The sequence below is a fragment of the uncultured Thioclava sp. genome (genome assembly GCF_913064665.1).
GTDB classification, from domain to species: Bacteria; Pseudomonadota; Alphaproteobacteria; order Rhodobacterales; family Rhodobacteraceae; genus Thioclava; species Thioclava arctica.
Genome location: NZ_CAJYBT010000028.1, coordinates 11,889 through 36,517 on the forward strand (window position 1 = coordinate 11,889; position 24,629 = coordinate 36,517).

Sequence of the window (24,629 nt, forward strand, 5' to 3'; positions counted from 1 at the left end):
TGGCGCGCGGTCCTAGTCGCGTGCCGGAATCGTCAATCCGCGCTGCACTGCGGGCGCTCAAGAAAGCGATCCAGATAGGCGGGGACATGGCGCAGCGCGTCCCACCCGGTCATGGCACCCACTTTGTAAAAGTCGCGCAAGGTGCGCAGCCAAGGGGCGATCGCGATATCGGCAATCGTGTAGTCCCCCGCAATCCAGTCGCGCCCCGCGAGCGCCCCGTCAAGCACGCCCAGTAGGCGGGCGGCCTCTTCGCGGTAGTGCTCTTTGGGGCGCGGATCGTCGATGTCTTTGCCCGTGCTGACGTGGAAATAGCCAAGCTGGCCAAACATCGGGCCGATACCACCCATCTGAAACATCAGCCATTGCAGCACTTCATAACGCCGCGCCTGTGGCAAAAGCTGCCCCGTTTTCTCGGCCAGATAAATCAGGATCGCGCCGCTTTCAAACAGCGCCAATGGCGTGCCGCCCGGCCCGTTTGGATCAATGATGGCAGGGATTTTGTTATTGGGATTGAGCGAGAGAAACTCGGGGCTCATTTGATCTGAGGTGGCGAATTTCACCAGATGCGGCTCGTAGGGAAGGCCGATCTCTTCAAGCATGATCGAAACCTTCACCCCATTGGGTGTGGGAAACGAATATAGCTGGAGCACCTGCGGATTGCTGGCAGGCCAACGCCGGGTAATCGGGAATTTTGACAGGTCAGACACGACGTGCAGGACTCCTATTGTTTACGCTGGGCGCGACATCTCGCCACACGAGGTTAAACTATGTTAGTATCCCCGCACCCGAAAGTCGTTCGGGCTATCTCTAAGGGGCAGAGAATGATTCAAGAGTTCAAGGATTTCATCGCCAAAGGCAATGTCATGGACATGGCGGTTGGTATTATCGTTGGCGCCGCGTTTACTGCGATCGTCACATCTTTGGTTGGCGATCTGATCAATCCGATTATCGGGTTGTTCACAGGCGGCATCGATTTCTCCAACAAATACGTCGTGCTGGCAGGGGACGTTCCCGCCGGGTCCGCTTTGGCGGCGGCACGCGAGGCTGGCGCATCGGTCTTCGCCTATGGTTCGTTTATCATGGCGATCATCAATTTCCTGATTATCGCCTTTGTGGTGTTCCTGTTGGTGAAGCTGGTGAACCGCGTTAAATCTGCCGCGGAAAAGCCCGACGACGTTGCACCCGAAGTGCCGACGGGACCGAGCGAACTGGACGTGTTGCTTGAAATTCGTGACGCATTGAAAAAATAAGCCTACTTTGCGCGGCTTGCAAAAAAGGCCCGGGGTGACCCGGGCCTTTTCGTATCGCGATAGCGCTTAAGCCAGCAGGGACTCTGTCGTGGTCAATGGCAGGCCAAGCGCCTCGGCCACCGCCGCATAGGTGATCTGTCCCTCATGTACGTTCAGACCGTTCGCAAGGTGGGAATCGTCCGTGCAGGCCTTCTGCCAGCCCTTGTTGGCCAGTGCCAACATGAAGGGCTGCGTCGCGTTTGACAGCGCCAAGGTCGCCGTGCGCGCAACGGCACCGGGCATATTGGCCACGCAGTAATGCATCACACCCTCGACCTCATAGATCGGATCGTCATGGGTCGTGGCATGCGAGGTTTCCACGCAACCGCCCTGATCAATCGCCACATCGACAATCGCAGCCCCCGGTTTCATCGTTTTCAGCATGTCGCGCGTCACCAGTTTGGGCGCAGCCGCCCCCGGAATCAGCACCGCGCCGATCACCAGATCGGCCGCTGCGACCAATGCAGCGGTCTCGGCTTTTGACGAATAGGCGGTGCGGAAAACCCCGGCGAAGGTGTCATCGAGATAGCGCAGGCGCGGCAACGAGCGGTCCAGCACCGTGACATCCGCGCCCATTCCCGCCGCCACACGCGCAGCCTGCGTGCCAACCACGCCACCGCCGATCACGACAACTTTGGCGGGGGCCACGCCGGGAACGCCACCCAGCAAAACGCCGCGCCCGCCATTGGCCTTTTGCAAGGTCCAAGCGCCCACTTGCGGTGCAAGACGCCCCGCCACTTCCGACATCGGTGCGAGCAGGGGCAACGTGCCGTCCTTGGCCGTCACGGTTTCATAGGCGATGCAGGTCGCGCCCGATTGCATCAATTCGCGCGCCTGTGCCTCATCGGCGGCGAGATGCAGATAGGTAAACAGAATCTGGCCCTTGCGCAGCATCGCGCGCTCGGACGTCTGGGGCTCTTTGACCTTCACGATCATGTCGGCCGCCTCAAAGACCGCCTTGGCGCTGGGCGCAATCTTGGCACCCGCTGCCTCATAATCGGCATCGCTAAAGCCCGCACCCACGCCTGCGCCGGCCTCGACGAGAACCGCGTGGCCATGTGCCACCGCCTCATGCGCTGCAGCCGGCGTCAGCCCGACCCGGTATTCCTGTGACTTGATCTCGCGCACGGTTCCGATTTTCATTGCGTTTCCTCCTCCAATGGTCCTGTCGCGTCCTGACCTTACTATGGGTTTTCTTGCGCGAAATCGGTTTGCCAATATGTGATTGTGACATCGCTAAAGCGCCGGTATCTTCGGTGAAAGCGGGTCAAGGCAGCAGGAACTTGCATGGATGGTAAATTGGACGCGACAGATCGTCGACTTTTGACGGTGTTACAAAAGCTTGGGCGAATCTCTAATGCCGATCTGAGCGAGCGGGTGAACCTCTCTCCCTCGGCCTGTCACAGGCGTGTCCAGCGGCTGGAGGAAGAGGGCTATATTCGCGATTACGTGGCGCTTTTAGATGCGCGCAAGATGGGGCGCACGACGGTGATCTATGTCGAGATCAAGCTGTCGGGGCAGGCCGATGAAATCCTTGCCGCATTTGAGAACGAGGTGCAAAAAGTGCCCGAAGTGCTTGAGTGTCACCTGATGGCGGGGGCTGCGGATTATCTTTTGAAGGTCGTGGCCAAAGATACCGAAGATTTTGCGCGCCTGCATCGTGCCAAACTGGCCTGTCTACCCGGGGTAATGCAAATTCAGTCAAGTTTCTCGTTGAAATGCGTGCAATGGACGACGGCGTTGCCGGTGTGACGTCAATCTGACTAGTCGCGCCAGAATTTGGGCAGGAACAGCACAAGGATCGCCAGCATCCCGATACGCCCCAACAGCATCGCCAGCGTCATCAACCAGATCGCAGTGGTCGAAAACGCGGCCATTGTGCCGCTGCTGGCAGTCAGCGGCCCGATCGCATAGCCGATATTTCCCAGCGCCCCCCACGTCGCGAATAGCGCCGAGATGAAATCGGCTCCGGTCATCGAAATGCCGACCGAAATCACCCCAAGCGCCAGAATATAGCCGGTGAAATAGAGGATCAGCGAGGACAGCACGTCCTCTTCGAGAACCTTGCCGCCAAGCCGGGGCAAGATGACGCGATGGGGCGCGTGCAACCGGCGCACCGAGGTGCGGATCACTGCCGCCAGCGCTTGCCAGCGAAAGACCGAAAGCGCGCCCGAACTGGAGCCCGTGCAACCGCCGATCAGCCCGACCCAATAGACCAGAACCACGCCAAAACTGCCCCAATGGGTCACATCCGAGGTGCCAAACCCGGTGCCCGTGATGATCGAGGACAGGTTGAAACTGCTATCGCGCAGGATGTCCTCGAAAGAGCCTTGGCGATGCAGGTAGCGCCAGATCAGCAAGGCTCCCAGGGCGATTGCGAACCAGCGCAGAAACGCGCGCACCTGCGGGTCTGCCCAAAAGGGGCGCAGGTCGCCATGGCCCAGTTGCACATAGCGGATAAAGGGCAGCGCCGAGGCCAGCATGAAGAGTGTCCCGGCATATTGGGCGGCAGGGGGGAAGCCTGCAAAGCTGGAATCATGGGTGCCAAAACCGCCCGTCGCAAGCGTCGCCATCGCGTAGCAAATCGCGTCGAACGGTGTCATCCCCGTCGCGCTATAGCTGACCGCGCAAATAACGGTGAGGGAGCCATAGACCCAAAGCAGCGATTTCGCGATATCGCGCGCGCGCGGCATCACCTTGCCCAGCGTATCAAAGCCTTCGGTCTGGAAATAGCGCATCCCGCCAATGCGCAGTACGGGCAGAAAGATCATCGCGACAAAGGCGATACCAAGCCCGCCGAACCAGTTCAGCATTGCACGCCACAGCAGGACCGAACGGGGCAGCTCATCAAGATCGGTGAAGACCGTGTAACCAGTCGTCGTGATGCCTGAGGATGCCTCGAAATAGGCATTGGTGAAGGACACATGCGGCGCTCCCTCAATAAAGGGCAGCGCGGCAAAACAGGGCACGGTGAGCCAGATCGCGGCGGTCAGCAAATAGGCCTGCCGGGTGGTCAGCCCATCATCGCTTTCGCTATGGGAAGCCATTGCAAGAAGGCTGCCCACCAGCATCGTCTCGATCGCGGCTTCGAGGAATTCTTGCCAGTTCAAGTTGGCGTCGTGCAGGTCGATCATCATCGGCACCAGCATCGACGCACCCAGCGCCGCAAGGATCAGACCAAGCAAATGTGTAACGGGCCGGACATCGGACATGTTTGAAAGCGGTTCCAGCCTTGAGTGCCAATGCGTCGCGAAAGGGTAGGCGCTGCGACGATTTAGGCAAGGTTAAATCGTCGCGCCGCATTTAGAAAACCAAAAACCCCCGACGGCGAGGCCACGGGGGTCATCAGCGCGGGCAAGCCCGCCAGCATTTTCAGACGCTTCAAGCGGCGTAGAGCGCTTAGAGCGCGCCTTCGCGCTGGGCCTTCTTGCGTGCCAATTTCCGGGCACGGCGAATAGCCTCGGCTTTTTCGCGCGCTTTTTTGACGGAGGGCTTCTCGAAATGTTGCTTGAGCTTCATTTCACGAAACACACCTTCGCGCTGAAGTTTTTTCTTCAGAGCACGAAGCGCCTGTTCGACGTTGTTGTCGCGAACGCTGACCTGCATGTGGTGTCACCACCTTCCTAAGTTAAAGTTGCAGTTACTTGCAGGAACGCCCCATATAGAAGGGAAAAGGTAGCTTGTCTACCGCCGCCAACAGAGGAAACGCGATGAAAAACGATCATATTGATATGGATCGCGCCCGGGCCGAGCTTTTGGCTGCGATCAAGCCGCATGTGCCCTTTGATGGCTGGTCTGAACCTGCTTTTCAGACCGCAATCGTCGATTTGGGACTCGATTCGGCTTTGGCGCGTGTGATCTGTCCGCGCGGGGCTGTGGATCTGGCTGTGCAATACCACCGTGAGGGCGATGCGCTGATGCTGGAAAGGTTGGCTGAAACCGATCTGTCGGGGATGAAATTTCGCGACCGGATCGCCACTGCGGTGCGTTTGCGCCTTGAGGTGAGCGATCCCGAGCTTGTGCGCCGGGGGGCTGCGGTGTTTGCCCTGCCGCAAAACGCAGCGACGGGGTCGAAACTTGTCTGGGAGACCTGTGACAAGATCTGGCGCGCGCTGGGCGATCAGAGTGAGGATTACAATTGGTATTCCAAGCGGCTGACCCTGTCGGGCGTCTATTCCTCGACCGTGCTCTATTGGATGGGCGATACCAGCGCCGATCACGCCGAGAGCTGGGAGTTTCTCGATCGCCGCATCGAGGGCGTGATGCAATTCGAAAAAGTGAAGGGCAAGCTGTTGAAATTGCCCTTCGCGACGCAGATCCTTGGCTCGATCCGGGCGCCTAAGCCGCCCACGGACATGCCAGGAAAGGAGGCGCGCTGATGAGCTTGCCCGAACAGATGCGCTGCGTCGAAATCACCGAAGCTGGCGGGCCGGATGTTTTGGTGCAAACCTCGCGAGCGGTGCCGGTGCCAGAGCATGGCGAAATCCTGATCGAGGTGGCCTATGCCGGGGTCAATCGCCCCGATGCGCTGCAACGGGCAGGGGCCTATCGCGCGCCCCCCGGTGCGTCCGATTTACCGGGGCTGGAATGTTCCGGACGGGTGGCGGCGCTTGGGTCGGGTGTCACGCAATGGGCGGTGGGCGATGCGGTCTGTGCGCTGTTGCCCGGCGGTGGCTATGCTGATTACGCAACCTGTCCGGCTGAACATGCGCTGCCTGTGCCCGTTGGTCTTGATCTGAAATCGGCGGCCTGCCTGCCCGAGACATGCTTCACCGTCTGGTCCAACGTGGTGATGCGCGGCGGGCTGAAGGCGGGGGAGCGGTTCTTGGTGCATGGCGGCTCCAGCGGCATCGGCACGACCGCGATCCAGATCGCTCGGGCGTTGGGCGCGCGGGTGTTCACCACGGCGGGAAGCCCGGAAAAATGCGCCGCCTGCGAGGAGCTCGGCGCGACCGCGATCAACTACAAGACGGGCGATTTCGTCGATGTGCTGCGGGCCGATGGTGGCGCCGATCTGATCCTCGATATGGTCGGTGGTAGCTATATTGCACGCAATATCAAGGCGATGGCGGATGATGGCCGGATGGTGATGATCGCCTTCCTCGAAGGCCCCAAGGCCGAGATCAATTTCGCGCAGGTCATGATGCGCCGCCTGACGATCACCGGATCGACCCTGCGCCCGCAATCGGTTGCGGCCAAGGCAGCGATCGCGGGGCAGTTGCGCGAGCATGTCTGGCCGATGATCAGCGCGGGCAAGTTGCGGGTGATCCATGACAGCACCTATCCGCTGGCGCAGGCCGCGATGGCGCATGCCCGCATGGAATCAAGCCAGCATATCGGCAAGATCGTGCTGGAAGTAACGGGCGGCTGACCCCGCCAATGGAGGTGAATGATGAGCGATGGATTCAAAATTCTCGACGGATTTCCCGACACGGTTCTGGCCGTTGAAGCGGCGGGAAAGGTCGACGCGCAAGCCTATGAAACGGTGCTGATCCCGGCGATCGAAGACAAGCTCTCGGCGCTCGGCAAGATCAAGCTGCTCTATATCATCGGCGAAAGCTTTGACGGGTTCACGCTGGGCGCGGCTTGGGATGACACCAAAGTCGGGCTGACGCATCTGGGCGATTTTAGCAAGATTGCACTGGTGAGCGATGTCGAATGGATCCGGCTGGGGATGCGGGCTTTTGCCCCGATGATCCCCGGCGAGATGCGGTTGTTCTCATTGGCCGAGCGTCAGCAGGCCGAGGATTGGATCTCGGCCTAGCGCACCTTTTCCATCAACGCGCCGCTGAGGCTGCAATCGCGGATCGTGTCTGCGCCACAGCGGCGTGGGCTCAGATCTTTGCGCAGGCAGATGCGGACCTCTTGGATGCGGCCGCGTTTGCAGGTGATCGTGACCTCATCGGCGGACAGATCGGGATTGGATTCCAGAAACGCCTGCTCCACCACCTTGGCGGGCAGTTTCACATCACGGTTCAGATGGGCGAAAATCGGGGGAATCACCACGCTGTCATAGGCTTTGCGCGCGGTGTCGAAATACTGGCTGGCCGACAATCCCGCGCAGCGCCCGTGCTTTTTCCACTGATACCACGCCGTTCCCGGCGCGCCCATGATATCCTCCATCGCCGCCGTTTGCGCCTTGGACGGGTCGCGCGCCACGGTGTGGCAATAGCTGGGCCAGCCCTGCTCATTTTGTGGCCAAAGCCCATGCAGAACGAACGAGAAATCGTTGCGCGCGTCACATTGCGGCGAGTGGCGCGCGTCCCCCGTGGTGGCGCACCACGTGGGCGACCAGCTGAGCGAGAGCACATAATAGTCGAAATTTCCCGCCTTCTCGCCATCGGCATGGGCGAGCGTTGCGCTCAACATCAGGGTGACAGCTAGAACAAGGGCTTTCATTTTCTCTTTTCTCCGGGCGCGCAAACGACTATATGGGCCTCAATTCCCCTTCCAGAAATGGACCGCGGCAGGGAACGTCCTTCGCCGCAGCCGGTTTCTCGGCCCGGGAGAGATATGTAAAGGATGGCCGCGATGACGAACAAGCCCCTCATGGCAAAGGCCACCGCCGTGTGGCTGGTGGACAATACAACGCTCACCTTCAAACAGGTCGCTGATTTCTGCGGTATGCACGAGCTTGAGGTGCAAGGCATCGCGGATGGCGATGTGGCTGTCGGTGTGAAAGGACAAGACCCGGTTGGCGCGAACCAGCTTGATCAGGCCGAGATCGACAAGGCCGAGGCGGACCCGCTGTATAAGCTGAAGTTGAAATTCAACGCTGCTGCCGTGGGCGAAGATAAACGTCGTGGCCCGCGCTACACCCCGCTCTCCAAGCGTCAGGATCGCCCGAACGCGATTTTGTGGCTGGTGAAATTCCACCCCGAGCTGGCAGATGCGCAGATCGCGCGTCTCGTGGGCACCACCAAGCCGACGATCCAGACGATCCGCGAGCGCACGCATTGGAATATCCAAAGCATGACGCCGATTGATCCGGTCGCGTTGGGCCTGTGCCGTCAGACCGAATTGGATGGCGAAGTGCAGAAAGCTGCCAAGAAATCCTCGGCCGAAGGTGTGATGAGCGATGACGAGCGGCGCAAACTGGTCTCGACCGAGCAGTCCTTGGGGATGCCCGACGAGCCGCGTTTGCCGACCGCGATTGCGGGGCTGGAAAACTTCACCTCGTCCGATCTTCGCGATGACAGCGAAGATGATAAGAAAGACTTCTCGAACGCAGACAGCTTCTTCAATCTGCCCGAGGATGATGACGAAGATGACGAGGATGACGACAAGAAATAAGTCGTGCCATGTCGTTGACAGGATTGAGGCCGCTCCATCAGGGGCGGCCTTTTACATGCTCTGGACAAGTTTGCCTGCAAGGCGACACTCTGGGGCGAGCCTTTGCAGGAGTGTGCCATGCCCGATTTTGCGATCTATCCAAGCCTGACAGGCAAGCGTGTCTATGTGACGGGGGGCGCGTCAGGGATCGGGGCGCTGATCGTCGAGGCTTTTGCCGCTCAAGGCGCGCAGGTCGGGTTTCTGGATCGCGACCGCGAGGCCAGCGAGGCGCTGTGCGCACGTCTTGAGGGCGTGTCCCACGTGCTGTGCGATCTGCGCGACATCAGCGCGATGCAGCTTGCCTTGGCCGAATTGCGCGCCAAGATTGGCCCGGCCGATGTGCTGGTGAACAATGCCGCGCGCGATGACCGCCATGATTGGCGCAAGATTGATGCCGCCTATTGGGATGAACGCCAGCACACCAATCTGCGCCATATGTTCTTTGCGATTCAATCGGTTGCGCCAGATATGATCGAAACTGGTGGCGGCTCGATCATCAATATGGGCTCAAACAGTTGGTGGGAGGCGGGCAGCGGTTTTCCCGCCTATGCCACGGCCAAGGCCGCCGTGCACGGCTTGACCCGCACGATGGCGCGCGAATTGGGAGGTCATCGCATTCGGGTCAATACAGTGGTGCCCGGCTGGATCATGACCGACCGTCAAAAGACGCTATGGGCAACGCCCGAGGCGCTGGAAAGTCACCGCAACCGGCAATGCTTGCCCGACCTGATCCAGCCCGAATATGTCGCGCGGATGGTGCTGTTTCTGGCGTCTGACGATGCCGCGATGTGCACGGCGAGCAATTATATGGTCGAGGCGGGCTCGATCTGACATCCGCCGCGCGCCCTCAGGCCTGTTGCAGCCGCTCGATATAGGTGCGCAGCTCTTCGGCTTCGTGGCGGGCATCGCGCAGACCGTCCATCGCGGCGCGCAGCTCGGCCTCGGATTGATTGAGCTGGGTGCTGAGTTCGGCCTCACGCTGTTCAAAATAGGCCAGCGTCTGATCGCGGTTTTCCTCGGCCTCATGGAGCGCCTGCGCCATCTGCTCCAGCTCGCCCATATCGGCGCGGCTGACGCGGGTCAGACGGTGGATCAGCCATGAGGCGAACCAGCCAAGTGCGAAGGCAATAAAGAGGATGATTGCGGTGGCGATGACGAATTCGGTTCTGTTCATATCCCTGTCCTCTTAACCCTTCTTGTCCAAAGCCGCCGGGCGGCTTTTTGGGCGTGGCGTATTGGTGTCCGGCGTTTCGACCGGGACCGGATCGGTGCTGTCCGCAGCAGGCTGCGATGATTGCGCGGCGGGTGCGCCATCATCGCTGGGTGGCGCGCCCGCATCATCGGTGATCGCGCCATTCCATTGCGGCTCGGCCGTGTCGCTGCCCTGCGCGCTGGCATCAAGGCCATTGTCGACTGGCGTTTCATCCAGCAGCACAAATTCGATCCGACGGTTCTTTTCGCGCCCGGCTTCGGTATCATTTGGCGCGATCGGCTGGGCCTCGCCATAGCCTTTGGCAACCAGATTGCCGGTCAAAACACCCCGATCAAGCAACCCGTGCAGCACCGCTTGGGCGCGTTCCTGCGAGAGTTGCAGATTCATGTCCGAGCCGCCCTGATTGTCGGTGTAGCCATCCACCTCCATCCGAAACTCGGTGCAGTTTTTCATCGCTTTGGCCAGCGTATCAAGGGATTTCAGGCTATCCGCCGAGACCTGAGCCGAGCCCGGATCAAAATTGATCTTGGCTTTGGCGAGCGAGTCATTCAGACGGCTGACGCATTCTTTGCCATTGGGCAGCGCAAGCGAGGCGTCCAACCGCTTGTCGTATTTTACCTGCAGATCCATCTGCACATCCTCGCCCAGCTGTCCGGTCAGAAGGCGCGCGATTTTGTCAGACGCTTGCGCATCGCCCGTGGTGCCCTTGAGCGCAATCTTCTTGGCCGTCACACTCAGCGTGCCGTCATGCAGCATCGTGAGCGCCTCAAGCCCGGCCAATGTGCGTACCGGCCAGCCAGCGGGCAAAGTCGCATCGACCCGCGTCGCCCCATGGACCTGATCATGTCCGAACTGGGCGCGGGCATAGTTTTCGACCGCCTCACGTTGGCGCGCATCCAGAACGCGGCCCTTCAGGGTTACGCTGCCTTTGCCATCGCGAATCGCCGTGAATTGCGCTTCGTCGGCTTTGGCTTTGGCGCTGGGTTCAAGCGTGGCCTTTAGCGAAAACACCGCCGGCAGGTTTGATTCCAGCTCGCCCACCACATCGTCAAAGGTTTTCTGGCTGACCGTGGAACTGGCATCCAACACGATATCGGCATCCGAGAAGGTGACGGTTCCCGCACCAAGCTCGCCCAGCGATTTGATCGCCATGCTCGCAGCGGTCGCCCATTGGGTAGAGGGCACGCCCATCCCGATGGTGCAGCTCAACGTGCCTTTCGCACCCGCCGCGCGCGCCGCTTTCAAAATCTGATCGCGCGCCTTTTCGGTATCCGCCGAGCAGGCATCGAAATGCGGGCCATCCGCGTCAATCAGAAACCGCAGCGTGAACGGGGTGATCACCGGGCGGGGCGCGGAAATGTCGAAACTAAGCTTGAGATCGGCGGGGCGGCGGCGCGCCAACGATGTCTCGACCCGGCCTTTTTCGACCGGGCTGTCGGTGATCGCCTGCACCGAGACCTTGCCCGCCTGCACTGAAACCTTTGAGCGTGGCAGCGTCTCAAGCGTGCTGAGCCCGTATTTCATCGCCATATCCCAACCCGCCGGGACCGCGTAATCTGCCGTTTCCAGCAGGTCGGTGACGGGTTCATCGCCCACCACTTTTTTCAGATCGTCCACGATCGCCTTGCGATCAACAGAGGCTGGCACCAGCCCGATCAGCGAAATCCCGTTTTCATTGCGCAGCATCTGCATCGAGAAGGGAGGCGGGCTGAGCGCCTCGGTATTCTCGACATCGGTGTTGTCCACCACGCGCGAGCTATCGACATATTTATCCGCCAAAGAGACCGCGCGGAACCGCTCGGCCTCGGTGGGGGCGGTGCCGTTGAGGATCACTTGCAATCCATCGGTTTGGACCTGAACCCAGCTGTGATCCTGGGTTTCCATCGCAAGGCGCACCTCGGATTTCGTCCGTTTTTCGATGACGGTGGCAGAACCGCCTGCGATCACCATCGACAAAATCAAGGCGATGACGAAAGCGGCGATGGTCAAGAGCGTGCTGCGCGAGCGCATCTGTCAGGTATCCTCCCCCGGGGACTCGGTCGCACATGCTTTAAGGTGCGCAGGACCGGGGATCAATCATAAGGGCTCTACACGATTGCGCCAATGGCAAGAAACAGCGCGCCCAGCAGTCCGGTATCGCGATTGGAGCGAAACAGATCGAGGCAAATATCTGGATTGTCGATGTCGAGTTTGCGCATCTGCCACAGCATATGCCAGCCCATCGCCCAAGGTGCACACAGCGACAGCGTCAGGCGCAGCGGCGAGGCATCGGGCAGCAGCGCCATCAGCACTGCGATGCTCATCATCGCAACCGAGGCGATCAGAAACCCGCCCAGCCATTTCGCGCTGTCATTGCCAAACAGCCGTGCGGTGGATTTCACCCCGATCAGCGCGTCATCCTCTTTATCCTGATGGGCGTAGATCGTGTCGTAAAACAGCGTCCAGATCAGCCCGGAAAGATACAAGATCACCGGCGGCCAAGACAGCGATCCGGTATGCGCCACCCAAGCCAGCAGCGCGCCCCAGTTGAACGCAATGCCCAAAAACACCTGCGGCCACCACGTAAAGCGTTTGGCAAAGGGATAGATCGCAACCGGCGCAAGCGAGACGATCCCCAGCAGGATCGCCGGGGTGTTGAAGGTCAAAAGGATCGCAAATGAGATCAGCGCCTGAATGATCAGCCAGACCAAGGCCTGCCGGACGCTGACCTGCCCCGAGGGGATTGGGCGCGAGCGGGTGCGCGCGACGCCTGCGTCGATTTTGCGGTCGGTGATGTCGTTCCAGGTGCAGCCCGCCCCGCGCATCAAAAACGCCCCCAGCGCACAGCCCAAAGCCAGCCACAGATCGCGCCAGACAAACCCGCCGGTATGGGCAGCGGCCAGGGCGATCCCCCACCAGCAGGGCAGCAATAACAACCATGTCCCGATCGGACGATCTGCGCGGCTGAGTCGCAGGTAGGGGCGCGAGAAAGGCGGGGCGATCCGGTCCACCCAATTGCCCCGATAGGCATCGGCAACCGTGCCCGCCACCTCTGGTGTTTCGCTTTTTGTGCTCATAAACTCCGCCTCATGGAACGTGCCAAGATCAGGCTCTGTGTAGAGCACCCGCTAGGCGCGGGGCAAGCCGTGCCGCTTGACCCCGATCAGGCGCATTACCTGTTTGCGGTGATGCGCCTTGAGGTTGGCGCGCGCGTCGCGCTGTTTAACGGGCGCGATGGCGAATGGACGGCCGAGGTCGCCGAGGCCCATAAAAAGCGCGGTATCCTCGTCTGTGTCGCGCAGGCCGCGCCGCAGCTTGACCCGCCCGATCTGTGGCTGATCTTTGCGCCGATCAAGAAAGAGCGCACCGATTTCATCGTCGAAAAGGCGACCGAACTGGGCTGTTCGCGTATTCTGCCAGTGCAGACCGACTTCACCAATTCCGCGCGCATCCGCCAAGATCGCCTGCAGGCCCATGCCCGTGAGGCCGCCGAGCAATGCCTTGGCACCTTCGTGCCCCCCGTCGCGGATTTGCAGCCGCTCTCCAAACTGCTGAGCGGCTGGGACTCATCGCGCCGTCTCCTGTGGGCGGATGAGGCGCTGGTGGGGCCGGCGGAAACGCTTGCCAGTTTGCCGCCCGGCCCTTGGGCGATCCTGATCGGGCCAGAGGGCGGGTTTTCCCCGGCTGAACGCGCCAAGCTGGCCGATTTGCCTTTCGTTACCCCGATCAGCCTTGGCCCGCGCATTTTGCGCGCGGATACGGCGGTCTGTGCCGCGATCACCCTTTGGCAAGTGGGGATCGGGGATTGGCGGTGATCCGTCCCGAAGTTGCGCAAGGCGTGCAGCGCTGGCGTGAGGTGATCGCCGCCGCTTGCGTGATTGCCTTTGGCGGCTGGTTGATCTGGCTGGGTGGCTGGTTCTTGATCCCTTTGGGGGCGGTCTTTGGGGCCATCGGGCTGGGCTGGGCGGTGATCGGCTGGCGCCGCCTGCGCTTTGAACGTGCGATTGGCGCGCCGGGGTTGGTCGAGGTCGTCGAAGGACGCATTTCCTATTTCGCGGCTTCGCGTGCGCGCGCCCTGCCAAGCCCCGACAGCACCACGTTGCACGGGCTGGGCGGAGAGTTGGCGCTGCGCGAACTGGCCGAGATCCGGCTATTGCAGCTTTCTGGCCGCCATTATTGGCGTTTGCGCACGATTGGCGGCGAGGCGGTGCTGATCCCGCTTGATGCGGCGGGGGCGGAGGCGCTTTATGATGCCTTCGCCAGCTTGCCCGGCATTGATATGGGCGCGCTGTCGGCGGCACTTGACCGCCCGTTGGCCGCACAGAGCCTGTGGACTCGGAAATAGGTTTCGCGCTTGACTTGAGGGCTTGCGCGCGCCACCTGTTCCCTCCTGAAATCAAGCGCGAGGCTCCGATGTCCATTCCGCAAGAGGGCGGCGGCCCGATCGAAAGATACGAGCAGTTGGCCGAATATCTGGCCTCTGGCGAAAAGCCGCGCGACGATTGGCGCATCGGCACCGAGCATGAGAAATTTGGCTATTGCGCCAAGAAACAACTGCCGCTGCCCTACGAGGGGCCGTGCTCGATTCAAGCGATGCTTGAAGGGCTGCGCGACCGCTTTGGCTGGAAGCCGGTGGAAGAGCAGGGCAAGCTGATCGGACTGGAACAGAACGGTGCGAATGTCAGCCTTGAACCCGGTGGCCAGTTGGAACTGTCGGGCGCGCCGCTTGAGACGATCCATCAGACCTGCGACGAGGTGAACGTCCATTTGCGCGAAGTGCATGAGGTCGCGGACGCGATTGGTGCGCGCTTTATCGGGCTGGGGGCGGCCCCGATCTGGAGTCAGGATCAGATGCCGATGATGCCCAAAGGGCGCTACCGGCTGATGACGGATTACATGGATGACGTCGGCACGCTGGGCAAGCAGATGATGTATCGCACCTGCACCGTTCAGGTGAATCTCGATTTCTCGTCCGAGGCCGATATGGTGAAAAAAATGCGCGTGGCGCTGGCGTTGCAGCCAGTTGCGACGGCGCTGTTTGCCAACTCGCCCTTCCTGGATGGCAAGCCCAATGGCATGAAATCTTGGCGCAGCCATATTTGGCAGAACCTTGATGATGCGCGCACCGGCATGTTGCCCTTCATGTTTGAACAGAGCGCAGGGTACGACGCCTATGTCGAATATGTCCTCGATGTGCCGATGTATTTCGTCTACCGGAATGGAAAATATATCAACGCGTTGGGGCAATCCTTCCGCGATTTCCTGAAGGGCGAATTGCCTGCGCTGCCGGGAGAAAAACCCACGCTCAGCGATTGGGCCGATCACCTGACCACCGTCTTCCCCGAGGCGCGCGCCAAGAAATATATCGAAATGCGCGGCGCCGATGGCGGCCCGTGGCGGCGTTTATGTGCGCTGCCCGCCTTCTGGGTTGGGCTGCTTTACAACCAAAGCGCGCTCGATGCGGCTTGGGATTTGGTGAAAGACTGGGATCACGAGACTCGCGAGGGCCTGCGTAAGGTGGCGGCTATCGATGCGCTGCAAGGCGAATTTGGCGGCGTCAAGCTGCACGATCTGGCGCGCGAAACCGTGGCGATTGCAAAATCCGGTCTGGCAGCGCGGGCCTGTCCGGGCGCTGGTGGCATGATTCAAGATGAGACCCATTTCCTCAACGCGCTTGAGGAATCGGTGGAAACCGGTCGCGTGCCAGCCGATGAGCTGTTGGAGAAGTACCACGGCGAATGGAATGGCGATCTTAGCCGGATCTATTCCGAATATAGCTACTGAGCCGGGGAAGGGGGCGCCGCCCCCGTCGCTGAATGGCGACAATCAAAGGATAAGAAGGGGGCGCTGCCCCCATCTGCCAAAGCCAAGGCTTTGGCAGACTCCCCCGGGATATTTTTAGAATTTGGATCCAGAGAGGCGTTGGCTATTCAAGCGCCGCGATGATTGCGCGCAGGGTTTCAATCCCGTCGCCTTTTTCCGATGAGGTCAGCACGATCTCGGGATAGGCGGCGGGATGGCTGGTCAGGGCTTTGCGCACTTGGGCGATTGTTTTCTCACGATCGCTTGCGCCGACCTTGTCGGCCTTGGTCATCACGACCTGAAACGGAACCGCCGCGCGATCGAGCAGGCTGAGGATTTCTTCATCCACGGCTTTGACGCCGTGGCGCGTGTCGATCAGCACAAACGCACGACGCAAAGTGGCGCGCCCCGAAAGGTAACTTTTGAGCAGCGCTTGCCACTTGGCGACCACTGCAACAGGGGCTTGGGCAAAGCCATAGCCGGGCAGGTCGACCAGATAGGGGCCGTCTTGGGTGGTGAAATAGTTGATTTCCTGCGTGCGACCGGGTGTGTTTGACGCGCGTGCAAGGTTCTTGCGGTTGGTCAGCGCGTTGATCAGGCTGGATTTGCCGACGTTCGAACGCCCCGCAAAGCAGACCTCGATCCGATCTGCGGGCGGCAGCCCTGACATCGCGACCACGCCTTTGAGAAACTCGACGGGAAAGGCAAACATCTTGCGCCCCGCCTCCCGGCTGAAGTCGTCAGGCTCTTGCGCCAAGGGGAAGTGCAGTTCCATCAGATCACCTCTACTCGATCGCCCTTGGCAATCGCACCGCCCTCGATCACGGCGCAGAACACGCCCAGATCCGTATGGCCATAATGTTGCGTCAACGCCTGCAGCATGTCGATATCGCGCAGGCCGGTTTCGGGGTTGGCATCGGTGGCGCGACAGCGACCAACGCGTTTTTGAACCTTAAGTAGCGTGTCGCCAATGCGAATCTGACGCCCGATCAGATCGAATTCCGCGAAAGATGCCCAGCCTTCAATCCAAAGATTCGCGCGAAAACGGGCCCTCGCAAGCGGCTGGCTCAGCTTTGCGCTGAGAGCGTCGAGAGAGGATTGCCCGATCAGTGATAGCACCGGTGTGTTTTGATCGCTGAGCGGCTGATCGTCGGGAGCGCGCAAAACGGCAGTTGGTTGGGGCGCATCGGCGGGCCAAATCGGGCGGAGCCATTCGAAAAGCTTGGCGTGATCTGCGGCGCGGGTCAGATCGATCTCGACATGCCAAAGATCGGGATGTTGCAGCAAGATGCGCCCATCTTCCAGGGAGCGTGCCGTGACCGCCATCAACGCAGCGCTGGCGCGACCGGTCAGAAAATTTGCCTTTTGGCCCCAGCTTTCCGCGCGTCCCTCAGCATCGCCCATGACCTTGGAATGCGTATGCGCGATCGCCCACACCCGGTCCAAAGGCAGAGCGCGCCCCTGCGAGAGGGACGCGCTTGCGATTTCTTCCAGCCCGATTGATTTGATCGGATGGCGATAGATATGGCTGAGATGCCCGGTCATTTTTCCTCGGCTGCGGCCTTCTTGCGTTTGAAGCCCGACTTGATGTTGCCAAACAGATCAGGCCGTTTCCCGTGCATCGACATGATCGTGTACTGCTGCAGGAAGGTGATCGTGTTGTTGGTGATCCAGTAAAGCACGAGCCCGCTGGCAAAGCTGCCCAGCATGAACATGAACACCCAGGGCATCCAGGCAAAGATCATTGCCTGCGTTGCATCGGTGGGGGCGGGGTTCAGCTTTTGCTGGAACCACATCGACACGCCAAGCAGGATCGGCAGGATGCCCAGAGAAATAATGAACAGCGGCGAGCCCGGGTCCGGTGTGTGGATCGGCAACAGGCCAAACAGGTTCAAGATCGAGCTGGGATCGGGCGCAGAGAGGTCGTGAATCCAACCCAGCCACGGCGCGTGATACAATTCGATCGTGACGTAGATCACCTTGTAGAGCGAGAAGAAGATCGGAATCTGGATCAGCAAGGGCAGACAGCCGGCAGCCGGGTTCACCTTGTGCTTCTTATACAGCTCCATCATGCCTTGCTGCATCTTCTGACGGTCGCCCTCGGCTGCTTCTTTCATCTTCTCCATCTCGGGTTGCAGTTCTTTCATGCGCGCCATCGAGATGTAGGATTTGCGTGCCAACGGGAAGACCAGCAGCTTGATGATGAAGGTCAGTGCGATGATCGCCCAGCCCATATTGCCGATTGCCCCATGCAGGAAGTGCAACAGGCGGAACATCGGCTTGGTCAGGAAGTAGAACCAGCCCCAGTCAATCGAATCGACAAAGTTCTGGATCGGCACGTTGTCTTGGTAATCGCGCAGCGTCTCCCATTCCTTTGCTCCTGCAAACAGATGGGTCTGCGCATCGCCGGTCGCGCCGGGCGCAACTTCGATCACGGGCAGGCGGGTCTCGGTCTGATAGATGTCGGATTTTTCGCCGGAATATTTCACCACAGAGGTGAAGGGCCCTGAAATCGGCGCCAAAACGGTCTGCCAATACTTGTCGGTGAACCCGGTCCAGCCCGTCGTTTGGGCCTGCAGAACCTCGGCTTGGCCTTCGGCGCCGCTTTGGTCGAGCTTGGTGATATTCTTGTATTTAATCTCTTCGAGCTTGCCATCGGTCATCCGCACGGCGCCCTCATGGAGGACGTAAACGCGGCGCTCTTCGGGAATGCCGTGGCGCGCGATGATGCCGTAGGGGGCCAGTTTCACCGGCGCGCTTGTGGCGTTTTGAACCGATTGGGTGATGGTGAAGAGATATCTGTCATCAACCGAAATCTTGCGTTGGAAGGTCAGGCCGTTGCCGTTGTTCCATTGCAGCGTGATCGGGGTGGAGGGGGTCAACCCACCGGTGCCAACCTGGCTCCAGATGGTGTTGGGGCCGGGCACCTGATCGGCGGGCAAGCCGCCTGCTGGCATCCAGCCATAGACGACATAATATGGCTTGGTCGCATCTGTGCCATCGCCGCCCACCGGGGATAGCAGCCGGACATCGGGCGAATCCTTGGCCAGTGTTTCTTTGTATTTCTTGAGCGACAGGTTGTCCAAGCGCCCACCTAGCAACGAGATCGAGCCAACCACTTCGGGCGTTTCGATCTTGATACGCGGTGTGTCTTTCACGGCGGCCTGCGTCGCTTTGGACATCATGTCCGCGTCGACCGTCTGACTGTCGAGCGCCGAGGGCGTGGGTTTAACGTCGGGCGCCGCAGGAGAGGCGACCTGATCAGAGCCATTCTCGCCCTGAGGGGGAACGGCCGATTGCTCGGGGGGGAAAAAGAAAGTCCAGACCGCGATCACAAGCGCCGAAAGCACCAACGTTAGAAGAAGGTTCTTATTCTGATTGTCCATGTAGACGGAATCCACCAACCTGCCCAAAGATTGGGGAGGTTCAACAGAAGGGGCAGGCAAAGGTCAAGCCATTTCCCGGTCAATTCTTGAAACGAGGCGGGTTTCACGGGAATGACTGGGTATTTTGCGCAAAGAAATCTGGCCGCGCCACCAAAGTGACACGGCCGATCCGCCAATTTGCGTTTTCGCCTATGTGCCCCGGTGCTTGTCGATCCGAGGCGTCGCTGCGCGTTTTGCGCGGTGCCGACGCACCCATTCGCCCAATTCGTCAAGCGGCATGGGGGGCGCGATTGCGTTACCCTGAACGATGGCGCAGCCCAGTTGCCCCAACATCGCGTGCTCGCCGATGGAGGTGGCACCGTCTGCCAGCGTCTCAAGCCCGAGCCCTTCACACAGCGAAATCATCGCGGCAACGACGCGCTGTTGTTCGGGGTCGTGGTCGATTTTGGTCACGAAGGATCGGTGGATTCGCATCCGATGCGTCGCCGTGCGCTTGATCGTTGTGACCGAGACCGGACCGTTGCCAAAGCCCGCCAGTTCGATGCGGCACCCGAGCTTGGCGATCTGGGACATATTATGGGCGACGATCTCTTGGTTGAGCTGTTCTGTCTCCTCCTGGCAAAGCGTCAGGCAGATCCGTTCAGGGGCGACCTCGAAGCGATCAAACTCCCATTTCATGCGCTCCAGCAATTTCGGATTGCGCAGCATCTCCCCGGAAATCGGCAACGACAATGTACCATAATCCGCACCGCGCGCGTCAAAGTCGCGCAAGGCACCAAAGGCTTGATACAACATGATCTCTGCAAAGCGGCGCTGAAGTCCTGCCGCTTCGATTGCGGCCTGGATGTCTTTTTCGCCAAGGATGCCACGTTTGCGATGAAGCCAGCGCGGGACCACCTGAAGGCCAACGACATCGCCCGTGTCGGTGGAGATTTGCGGTTGATAAAAGGGCCGAATCTGCCCGGATTCCAATGCCTCTGCGGCGTCGTTGCTGAGCGTCGAGCGCGACTGAGCTGATTTCTCCACCTCGCGAGAGTAGCCCCGGATGGCACTTGGGCCATGACGCGCCGCTTCGTCTGCGGCAATTTCAGCGGCAGACAAAAGCGACTCTCCGGTGGCTGCGGGTGCCCGCCCCATCAGACAAAAGCCGATATGGCAGGTTGCATGGATCGCGCGCGCGCCGACGGATACCGGCGTCTCGACAGCGGATTGCAGCCGTGCCGATAGCTGGATGAGGCTTTCAAGATCGGGGCGCGGTGTGGGGCGCAGCATGATCGCAAAGCGCGTGCCATTCACCTGCGCCAGCGTGTCAACCTCGCGCAGCGCACCTGAAATGCGTTCCGAGATGCGGCGCATGAATTCACCGAGTTCCTCACGGTGCATTTGACGCGCCAGCATATTCGGCTCGTCAAAGCCCAACACGATACAGGCCGTTCCGCGCGCAGCGGCCTGCGCCTCGACGATGAAATCAGACATGATCGCCACAGCTTCATCGCGCAGCGGCAGTCCGGTTGCGCCATCGCGCGGCAGATCGCTGTCTTCGGGCGGGATCGGCAAGGGGCGGGTCATCCACCCCACAAGCAGCGCCGTCATCCCCAATAAAAACATTCCCTCAAGGCCAAACCACAGGCCGGCCAGTGCGACGGCGGGCAGAAAGACCACCATGTCGCGGCGCAGAAGGATCGGGCCTGCCTTACGCTTGTTGCGGGCGCGCAGCTGCGACAGTCGCGCCAACCCGGTTCCCCCATTCATCGCCATTCTACCACCTCGCCAATCCCACTGCCCTTCAGGTCATTCGCAGGTCAGGCTAAGATGAATTGGTCAGTGAGCGGTTAATTGGTGGGGCCCAAATCGGGAAGATTTTGGCTAAAATCCGTCTCATCACCGGATTTTAGTTCCAGCCCGGCAAAATCGAAAATGCCGGGATCGCACAGATGCGAGGGGCGCGCATTCATCAGCGCGCGAAACATCACCTGACGACGACCGGGGGCGTTTTTTTCCCATCCATCTAGGATTTGTTTGACCTGTTGGCGCTGTAGCCCGTCCTGGGAGCCACACAGATCACAGGGGATGATCGGGTAGTTCATCGCGCGGGAAAATTTCTCGCAATCGGCCTCTGCCACGAAAGACAGCGGGCGATAGAGGAACAGATCGCCCTCTTCATTGACCAGTTTCGGCGGCATCGTTGCCAGCCGCCCGCCATGAAACAGGTTCATCATGAAGGTTTCGAGAATGTCGTCGCGATGATGGCCCAGCACCACGGCGGAACAGCCCTCTTCGCGCGCGATCCGATAGAGATTGCCACGCCGCAGACGCGAGCATAGCGCGCAATAGGTGCGCCCGGCGGGCACTTTGTCCATCACGATGGAATAGGTGTCTTGATACTCGATGCGATGGGGCACGCCCATCTTTTCCAGAAATTCCGGCAGGACGGTGGCGGGAAAGCCGGGCTGCCCCTGATCGAGATTGCAGGCCAGCAATTCGACTGGCAGCAAGCCGCGCCATTTCAGTTCGTGCAGCACCGCCAGCAGCGTGTAGCTATCCTTGCCGCCCGACAGGCAGACCAGCCATTTCGCGCCGCGCTCGATCATGCCGTATTTTTCAATCGCGTCGCGGGTTTCGCGCACGATGCGCTTGCGCAGCTTCTTGAACTCGGTGCTCGAGGGGGCACCGGCAAACAGCGGGTGGATCGGGCTATCTTCGTCGTCAAGCATCGGGATCGTCCTTGCTGGGATGGGCGCAGCGGTGATGGGCGTCAAATTCGGGATCGGCGCCGGGCACCGGATCATAGCCATGCCCGCCCCATGGATGGCAACTCAGAATGCGCTTGGCCCCGAGATAGCCCCCCTTGAGTGCGCCGTGGCGCTGCAGCGCCTCCAGCGTATAGACCGAGCAGGTGGGCTGATAGCGGCAGCCATGCCCGATCCAGGGGCTCAGCAGCAGGCGATAGGCGCGCACCGGCAGCGCAAAGAGATGGGCAAGCGGGCTCATGCCTTGGCCTTGGGCTTTTTGCCCTTGGAGCGGGGGCGATAGGGCAGGATGGGCAGATCGTGAATCACCGCCAGCGCCGCCTCAAGATCGGCGCGCAGATCGGCGAAATTCCGGTTGGCCGTGACTTCGGGGCGACCGACAAGCACATAGTCCCAGCCCGGACGGCCTGCAGCGGGCACAACGGCCCGCGCGATGTCGCGCAAGCGACGTTTGGCGCGATTGCGCGCAACCGCATTGCCAAGCTTCTTCGAGCAGGTAAACCCGACCCGGATCAGATCGACGGGGGCGGGATCAGCATCGCCGCGCGCGCGCGCCTGTAGCAGAAATCCCGGCATGCTTTTGCGTTGCGCACTGGCGGCGCGCAGGTAATCCGGGCGCTGGCGCAGGGTCGCTACGGGGCGGGCAGGGTCATCTGATCGGATCGCGGCCATGGGCGGGGCCCTCAGGGACAAGACAGGAAACGTCATGCACCAGACAAACGCAAACCGCCGGTGTGCAACCCATGAGCCAACCCATCGGGTCGGTCAGGGGTGCCTCCGGCGGCGTCATCAAGCCAGATGCAGAGTGTCGAGGCCTTAAGCCGAGAGACTCTTGCGGCCCTTAGCGCGACGGGCGTTGAGAACTTTGCGGCCGGCCTTGGTCGCCATACGGGAACGGAACCCGTGACGGCGGGCGCGAACGAGGTTCGACGGCTGGAACGTGCGTTTCATCCTGGTCACTCCGGTTGCGGCCTCTGAACATCGAGATTCGAGGCCTGCTTTCATTCGAAGCCCGGTCTCTAGCGACCCGATCCCACCAAGTCAATTCGGATGAGACCAATTTTTTGCCTTTTTCCGCGCTCTGGTAAGAAACGTGACCGATCACAGGGTTTTGCCTTTTGCGCGCCCCGTCTATCTTTAGGGGAAATCGCTTGTGGTTGCACCGTAGGTTGGGGCAGGCGTAAAGAAGTAGCAGTAGGCAGTCCGGCGACGGGCTGTGGCAAATGATAGGCGGATGGCAGTGAACACTCTTTCGGGGCGGTTTCTGATCCTGACGACGGTTTTCGTCGTGCTGGCCGAAGCGCTCATCCTGCTGCCCGGCCTTGCCAACTTTCGCGAGGATTATCTGCTTACACGATTGGAGCGCGCGCAGATCGCTTCGCTTGCCCTGCTGACGACCGATACCACCATCAATCCCGATCTGGAAAAAGAGCTGCTGTCGAATGCCGGGGTGTTCAACGTGGTGCTGCGGCGCAATGCAGTGCGTCAATTGGTGCTGTCCTCGCCGATTCCCTCGCCAGTGACCGAAACCTACGACCTGCGTGATTCGACGGAATGGACGCGGATTCGCGATGCGGTTCACTCGCTGTTTGATTTCGACAATAAGGTGGTCCGGGTTCTGGGTGAGCCGGTGCAGCAGGGCGGTATCGTGATCGAGGTGACGCTGGCCACCGAACCGATGCGCATCGCGATGGTCGAATACGGGCTGCGTCTGTTGTCGATCTCGGCGGTGTTTTCGGTGATTACGGCGGTGTTGCTATTCTTCTTGGTGCGCCGGTTGATGGTGGTGCCGATCAAGCGATTGGTGGCGCATATGGCGTCTTACGCTGAGGCTCCCGAAGATGCGCGGCGCATCATCTCGCCCGAGGCGAGTGTCGAAGAACTGCGCGTCGCCGAAGAGGCTTTGGCCTCGATGCAAAAACAGCTCACCGCATCGTTGCGCCAGAAAGAACGTCTTGCCCAACTGGGTCAGGCGGTGGCCAAGATCAGCCACGATCTGCGCAATATCCTGACCACGGCGCAGCTGTTTGCCGATCGCATGGAAAGCTCGGATGATCCCGGCGTGAAACGCGCCGCGCCCAAGTTGACCGGCTCGATCGAGCGCGCGATCAACCTGTGCGAGACGACCTTGGCCTTTGGGAAGGCCGAAGAGCCGCCACCCTCGTTGTCGCGCTTCATGCTGGCGGAATTGGCCCATGAGGTGCTTGAGAACGAGGACCATCCAAGCGAGGCAACGGTCGTTGAATTTCTCATGGATGTGCCGCCCAATCTGGTGATTCGGGCGGATCGCGAGCAGCTTTATCGTGTGCTCAACAATCTGGTGCGCAACGCGCGTCAGGCCATCGAGGCCACCAACACGCCCGGCACGATCGAGATTGGCGCAGGCGAAAATGCCGATGGCTGGTGGATTCGCGTGCAAGATAGCGGCCCCGGCCTGCCCGAACGCGCGCGCGAGCATCTGTTCCAGCCGTTCACCGGGGGCGCGCGGCGCGGGGGCAGCGGGTTGGGTCTGGCGATCGCGGCCGAGCTGATCCGTGGGCATGGCGGGCGCCTTGATCTGGTGCGCACCGATGAAACCGGGACCGAGTTTCGGCTGTTTCTGCCCTCAAGCGAGGGGCTCAACTGCGCCACCGACAAACGCGCGGGTGCCGAGGCGTGAGCTTATAAGGGGCAAAGCGGCTTTCTCGGAGAAATTCAGAATTCGGGCGCGTTTTGTCCTTGCAATGGTCTGCCGCGGGGGCTAAATCGCCCCCCACGGACCCGTAGCTCAGCTGGATAGAGCACTTGACTACGAATCAAGGGGTCGGGCGTTCGAATCGCTCCGGGTCCACCACTTTCCCTTGAAATGACTGAATGTTTTGGCGTCATCGCGATTTTG

26 protein-coding genes, 1 tRNA gene and 1 pseudogene are annotated in these 24,629 nt (G+C 60.5%); 12 read left to right on the forward strand and 16 right to left on the reverse strand.

Going from position 1 to position 24,629, the window contains the following annotated elements; all coding sequences use genetic code 11:
* Positions 1-12: 12 nt before the first annotated feature.
* Positions 13-707 (reverse strand): annotated as a pseudogene (locus QZ571_RS12360) (glutathione S-transferase N-terminal domain-containing protein).
* A gap of 114 nt (positions 708-821) precedes the next feature.
* On the opposite strand from QZ571_RS12360, the gene mscL reads away from it, so the two are divergent.
* Entirely contained in the window at positions 822-1,250 is a 429-nt protein-coding gene (gene mscL / locus QZ571_RS12365) for a large conductance mechanosensitive channel protein MscL (RefSeq protein ID WP_295535201.1), read from the forward strand.
* Between the two features lie 66 nt (positions 1,251-1,316).
* Here the strand turns inward: mscL and ald are convergent, their stop codons facing one another.
* Entirely contained in the window at positions 1,317-2,432 is a 1,116-nt protein-coding gene (gene ald / locus QZ571_RS12370; RefSeq protein ID WP_295535203.1) for an alanine dehydrogenase, read from the reverse strand.
* A 144-nt stretch (positions 2,433-2,576) separates the two neighbouring features.
* Here ald and QZ571_RS12375 point away from each other — a divergent pair, with 144 nt between their 5' ends.
* Positions 2,577-3,041, forward strand: coding sequence for an Lrp/AsnC family transcriptional regulator (locus QZ571_RS12375; RefSeq protein ID WP_295535205.1), 465 nt, complete (start codon positions 2,577-2,579; stop codon positions 3,039-3,041).
* An 11-nt stretch (positions 3,042-3,052) separates the two neighbouring features.
* Here QZ571_RS12375 and QZ571_RS12380 read toward each other — a convergent pair whose 3' ends face one another.
* Both QZ571_RS12380 and rpsU read right to left on the reverse strand, forming a co-directional pair.
* The gene (locus QZ571_RS12380) at positions 3,053-4,501 is read right to left on the reverse strand and encodes a TrkH family potassium uptake protein (RefSeq protein ID WP_295535208.1); all 1,449 of its coding nucleotides are present in this window, start codon (positions 4,499-4,501) and stop codon (positions 3,053-3,055) included.
* Positions 4,502-4,688: 187 nt separating this feature from the next.
* Complete coding sequence (rpsU, locus tag QZ571_RS12385) at positions 4,689-4,895, reverse strand: 30S ribosomal protein S21 (protein ID WP_010398727.1); 207 nt, start codon at positions 4,893-4,895, stop codon at positions 4,689-4,691.
* 104 nt (positions 4,896-4,999) lie between these two features.
* On the opposite strand from rpsU, the gene QZ571_RS12390 reads away from it, so the two are divergent.
* From QZ571_RS12390 to QZ571_RS12400, 3 genes are read left to right on the forward strand one after another with little or no spacing between them, the layout of a single operon-like run.
* Entirely contained in the window at positions 5,000-5,668 is a 669-nt protein-coding gene (locus QZ571_RS12390) for a COQ9 family protein (protein WP_295535216.1), read from the forward strand.
* Entirely contained in the window at positions 5,668-6,660 is a 993-nt protein-coding gene (locus QZ571_RS12395; RefSeq protein WP_295535219.1) for an NAD(P)H-quinone oxidoreductase, read from the forward strand. Before QZ571_RS12390 ends, QZ571_RS12395 begins: the two co-directional genes overlap by 1 nt.
* A 21-nt stretch (positions 6,661-6,681) precedes the next feature.
* Entirely contained in the window at positions 6,682-7,053 is a 372-nt protein-coding gene (locus QZ571_RS12400) for an STAS/SEC14 domain-containing protein (RefSeq protein ID WP_295535221.1), read from the forward strand.
* Here the strand turns inward: QZ571_RS12400 and QZ571_RS12405 are convergent.
* Positions 7,050-7,688, reverse strand: coding sequence for a ribonuclease T2 (locus QZ571_RS12405; RefSeq protein ID WP_295535224.1), 639 nt, complete (start codon positions 7,686-7,688; stop codon positions 7,050-7,052). The genes QZ571_RS12400 and QZ571_RS12405 overlap by 4 nt on opposite strands.
* A 132-nt stretch (positions 7,689-7,820) precedes the next feature.
* Between QZ571_RS12405 and QZ571_RS12410 the strand changes: the two genes are divergently transcribed.
* Together QZ571_RS12410 and QZ571_RS12415 are read left to right on the forward strand one after the other, a co-directional pair.
* Positions 7,821-8,582 (forward strand): cell cycle transcriptional regulator TrcR, encoded by a 762-nt coding sequence (locus QZ571_RS12410; RefSeq protein WP_295535227.1) that lies wholly within the window; start codon positions 7,821-7,823, stop codon positions 8,580-8,582.
* Between the two features lie 117 nt (positions 8,583-8,699).
* The gene (locus QZ571_RS12415) at positions 8,700-9,452 is read left to right on the forward strand and encodes an SDR family oxidoreductase (RefSeq protein ID WP_295535230.1); all 753 of its coding nucleotides are present in this window, start codon (positions 8,700-8,702) and stop codon (positions 9,450-9,452) included.
* 16 nt (positions 9,453-9,468) lie between these two features.
* On the opposite strand, the gene QZ571_RS12420 is transcribed toward QZ571_RS12415, so the two are convergent.
* From QZ571_RS12420 to ubiA, 3 genes are all read right to left on the reverse strand, one after another.
* A complete protein-coding gene (locus tag QZ571_RS12420; RefSeq protein ID WP_295535233.1) occupies positions 9,469-9,795 on the reverse strand; it encodes a hypothetical protein in 327 nt (108 codons plus the stop codon).
* A gap of 12 nt (positions 9,796-9,807) precedes the next feature.
* Complete coding sequence (locus QZ571_RS12425) at positions 9,808-11,844, reverse strand: OmpA family protein (protein ID WP_295535236.1); 2,037 nt, start codon at positions 11,842-11,844, stop codon at positions 9,808-9,810.
* A gap of 77 nt (positions 11,845-11,921) precedes the next feature.
* On the reverse strand, positions 11,922-12,890 hold the full coding sequence (ubiA, locus tag QZ571_RS12430; RefSeq protein WP_295535239.1) for a 4-hydroxybenzoate octaprenyltransferase: 969 nt from the start codon (positions 12,888-12,890) through the stop codon (positions 11,922-11,924).
* 12 nt (positions 12,891-12,902) lie between these two features.
* Here ubiA and QZ571_RS12435 point away from each other — a divergent pair, with 12 nt between their 5' ends.
* From QZ571_RS12435 to QZ571_RS12445, 3 genes are all read left to right on the forward strand, one after another.
* The gene (locus tag QZ571_RS12435; protein WP_295535241.1) at positions 12,903-13,628 is read left to right on the forward strand and encodes a 16S rRNA (uracil(1498)-N(3))-methyltransferase; all 726 of its coding nucleotides are present in this window, start codon (positions 12,903-12,905) and stop codon (positions 13,626-13,628) included.
* Positions 13,625-14,158 (forward strand): hypothetical protein, encoded by a 534-nt coding sequence (locus QZ571_RS12440; RefSeq protein WP_295535291.1) that lies wholly within the window; start codon positions 13,625-13,627, stop codon positions 14,156-14,158. The genes QZ571_RS12435 and QZ571_RS12440 overlap by 4 nt, the downstream gene beginning before the upstream one ends.
* Positions 14,159-14,226: 68 nt before the next feature.
* Complete coding sequence (locus QZ571_RS12445; RefSeq protein ID WP_295535244.1) at positions 14,227-15,597, forward strand: glutamate--cysteine ligase; 1,371 nt, start codon at positions 14,227-14,229, stop codon at positions 15,595-15,597.
* 142 nt (positions 15,598-15,739) lie between these two features.
* On the opposite strand, the gene yihA is transcribed toward QZ571_RS12445, so the two are convergent.
* From yihA to rpmH, 8 genes are all read right to left on the reverse strand, one after another.
* A complete protein-coding gene (gene yihA, locus QZ571_RS12450) occupies positions 15,740-16,390 on the reverse strand; it encodes a ribosome biogenesis GTP-binding protein YihA/YsxC (protein ID WP_295535247.1) in 651 nt (216 codons plus the stop codon).
* Entirely contained in the window at positions 16,390-17,160 is a 771-nt protein-coding gene (locus QZ571_RS12455; protein WP_295535249.1) for an MOSC domain-containing protein, read from the reverse strand. Before QZ571_RS12455 ends, yihA begins: the two co-directional genes overlap by 1 nt.
* Positions 17,157-19,001 (reverse strand): membrane protein insertase YidC, encoded by a 1,845-nt coding sequence (gene yidC / locus QZ571_RS12460; RefSeq protein WP_295535252.1) that lies wholly within the window; start codon positions 18,999-19,001, stop codon positions 17,157-17,159. Before yidC ends, QZ571_RS12455 begins: the two co-directional genes overlap by 4 nt.
* Positions 19,002-19,190: 189 nt before the next feature.
* Entirely contained in the window at positions 19,191-20,759 is a 1,569-nt protein-coding gene (locus tag QZ571_RS12465; protein ID WP_295535255.1) for an EAL domain-containing protein, read from the reverse strand.
* Positions 20,760-20,833: 74 nt separating this feature from the next.
* On the reverse strand, positions 20,834-21,715 hold the full coding sequence (gene ttcA / locus QZ571_RS12470) for a tRNA 2-thiocytidine(32) synthetase TtcA (RefSeq protein WP_295535258.1): 882 nt from the start codon (positions 21,713-21,715) through the stop codon (positions 20,834-20,836).
* A complete protein-coding gene (gene yidD / locus QZ571_RS12475; protein ID WP_295535261.1) occupies positions 21,708-21,992 on the reverse strand; it encodes a membrane protein insertion efficiency factor YidD in 285 nt (94 codons plus the stop codon). The genes ttcA and yidD overlap by 8 nt, the downstream gene beginning before the upstream one ends.
* Positions 21,989-22,423 (reverse strand): ribonuclease P protein component, encoded by a 435-nt coding sequence (gene rnpA, locus QZ571_RS12480; RefSeq protein ID WP_295535264.1) that lies wholly within the window; start codon positions 22,421-22,423, stop codon positions 21,989-21,991. The genes yidD and rnpA overlap by 4 nt, the downstream gene beginning before the upstream one ends.
* Before the next feature lie 144 nt (positions 22,424-22,567).
* Positions 22,568-22,702, reverse strand: a complete 135-nt coding sequence (gene rpmH / locus QZ571_RS12485; RefSeq protein ID WP_074854838.1) for a 50S ribosomal protein L34 — start codon at positions 22,700-22,702, stop codon at positions 22,568-22,570.
* 283 nt (positions 22,703-22,985) lie between these two features.
* On the opposite strand from rpmH, the gene QZ571_RS12490 reads away from it, so the two are divergent.
* On the forward strand, positions 22,986-24,410 hold the full coding sequence (locus tag QZ571_RS12490) for a HAMP domain-containing sensor histidine kinase (RefSeq protein ID WP_295535270.1): 1,425 nt from the start codon (positions 22,986-22,988) through the stop codon (positions 24,408-24,410).
* Between the two features lie 97 nt (positions 24,411-24,507).
* A tRNA-Arg gene (locus QZ571_RS12495) sits at positions 24,508-24,584 on the forward strand.
* Positions 24,585-24,629: the final 45 nt, after the last annotated feature.

Coding starts and splice junctions, on each gene's coding strand:
- mscL (WP_295535201.1), top strand. CDS start 822: ATGATTCAAGAGTTCAAGGATTTCATCGCCAAAGGCAATGTCATGGAC.
- ald (WP_295535203.1), bottom strand. CDS start 2,432: ATGAAAATCGGAACCGTGCGCGAGATCAAGTCACAGGAATACCGGGTC.
- QZ571_RS12375 (WP_295535205.1), top strand. CDS start 2,577: ATGGATGGTAAATTGGACGCGACAGATCGTCGACTTTTGACGGTGTTA.
- QZ571_RS12380 (WP_295535208.1), bottom strand. CDS start 4,501: ATGTCCGATGTCCGGCCCGTTACACATTTGCTTGGTCTGATCCTTGCG.
- rpsU (WP_010398727.1), bottom strand. CDS start 4,895: ATGCAGGTCAGCGTTCGCGACAACAACGTCGAACAGGCGCTTCGTGCT.
- QZ571_RS12390 (WP_295535216.1), top strand. CDS start 5,000: ATGAAAAACGATCATATTGATATGGATCGCGCCCGGGCCGAGCTTTTG.
- QZ571_RS12395 (WP_295535219.1), top strand. CDS start 5,668: ATGAGCTTGCCCGAACAGATGCGCTGCGTCGAAATCACCGAAGCTGGC.
- QZ571_RS12400 (WP_295535221.1), top strand. CDS start 6,682: ATGAGCGATGGATTCAAAATTCTCGACGGATTTCCCGACACGGTTCTG.
- QZ571_RS12405 (WP_295535224.1), bottom strand. CDS start 7,688: ATGAAAGCCCTTGTTCTAGCTGTCACCCTGATGTTGAGCGCAACGCTC.
- QZ571_RS12410 (WP_295535227.1), top strand. CDS start 7,821: ATGACGAACAAGCCCCTCATGGCAAAGGCCACCGCCGTGTGGCTGGTG.
- QZ571_RS12415 (WP_295535230.1), top strand. CDS start 8,700: ATGCCCGATTTTGCGATCTATCCAAGCCTGACAGGCAAGCGTGTCTAT.
- QZ571_RS12420 (WP_295535233.1), bottom strand. CDS start 9,795: ATGAACAGAACCGAATTCGTCATCGCCACCGCAATCATCCTCTTTATT.
- QZ571_RS12425 (WP_295535236.1), bottom strand. CDS start 11,844: ATGCGCTCGCGCAGCACGCTCTTGACCATCGCCGCTTTCGTCATCGCC.
- ubiA (WP_295535239.1), bottom strand. CDS start 12,890: ATGAGCACAAAAAGCGAAACACCAGAGGTGGCGGGCACGGTTGCCGAT.
- QZ571_RS12435 (WP_295535241.1), top strand. CDS start 12,903: ATGGAACGTGCCAAGATCAGGCTCTGTGTAGAGCACCCGCTAGGCGCG.
- QZ571_RS12445 (WP_295535244.1), top strand. CDS start 14,227: ATGTCCATTCCGCAAGAGGGCGGCGGCCCGATCGAAAGATACGAGCAG.
- yihA (WP_295535247.1), bottom strand. CDS start 16,390: ATGGAACTGCACTTCCCCTTGGCGCAAGAGCCTGACGACTTCAGCCGG.
- QZ571_RS12455 (WP_295535249.1), bottom strand. CDS start 17,160: ATGACCGGGCATCTCAGCCATATCTATCGCCATCCGATCAAATCAATC.
- yidC (WP_295535252.1), bottom strand. CDS start 19,001: ATGGACAATCAGAATAAGAACCTTCTTCTAACGTTGGTGCTTTCGGCG.
- QZ571_RS12465 (WP_295535255.1), bottom strand. CDS start 20,759: ATGGCGATGAATGGGGGAACCGGGTTGGCGCGACTGTCGCAGCTGCGC.
- ttcA (WP_295535258.1), bottom strand. CDS start 21,715: ATGCTTGACGACGAAGATAGCCCGATCCACCCGCTGTTTGCCGGTGCC.
- yidD (WP_295535261.1), bottom strand. CDS start 21,992: ATGAGCCCGCTTGCCCATCTCTTTGCGCTGCCGGTGCGCGCCTATCGC.
- rnpA (WP_295535264.1), bottom strand. CDS start 22,423: ATGGCCGCGATCCGATCAGATGACCCTGCCCGCCCCGTAGCGACCCTG.
- rpmH (WP_074854838.1), bottom strand. CDS start 22,702: ATGAAACGCACGTTCCAGCCGTCGAACCTCGTTCGCGCCCGCCGTCAC.
- QZ571_RS12490 (WP_295535270.1), top strand. CDS start 22,986: ATGGCAGTGAACACTCTTTCGGGGCGGTTTCTGATCCTGACGACGGTT.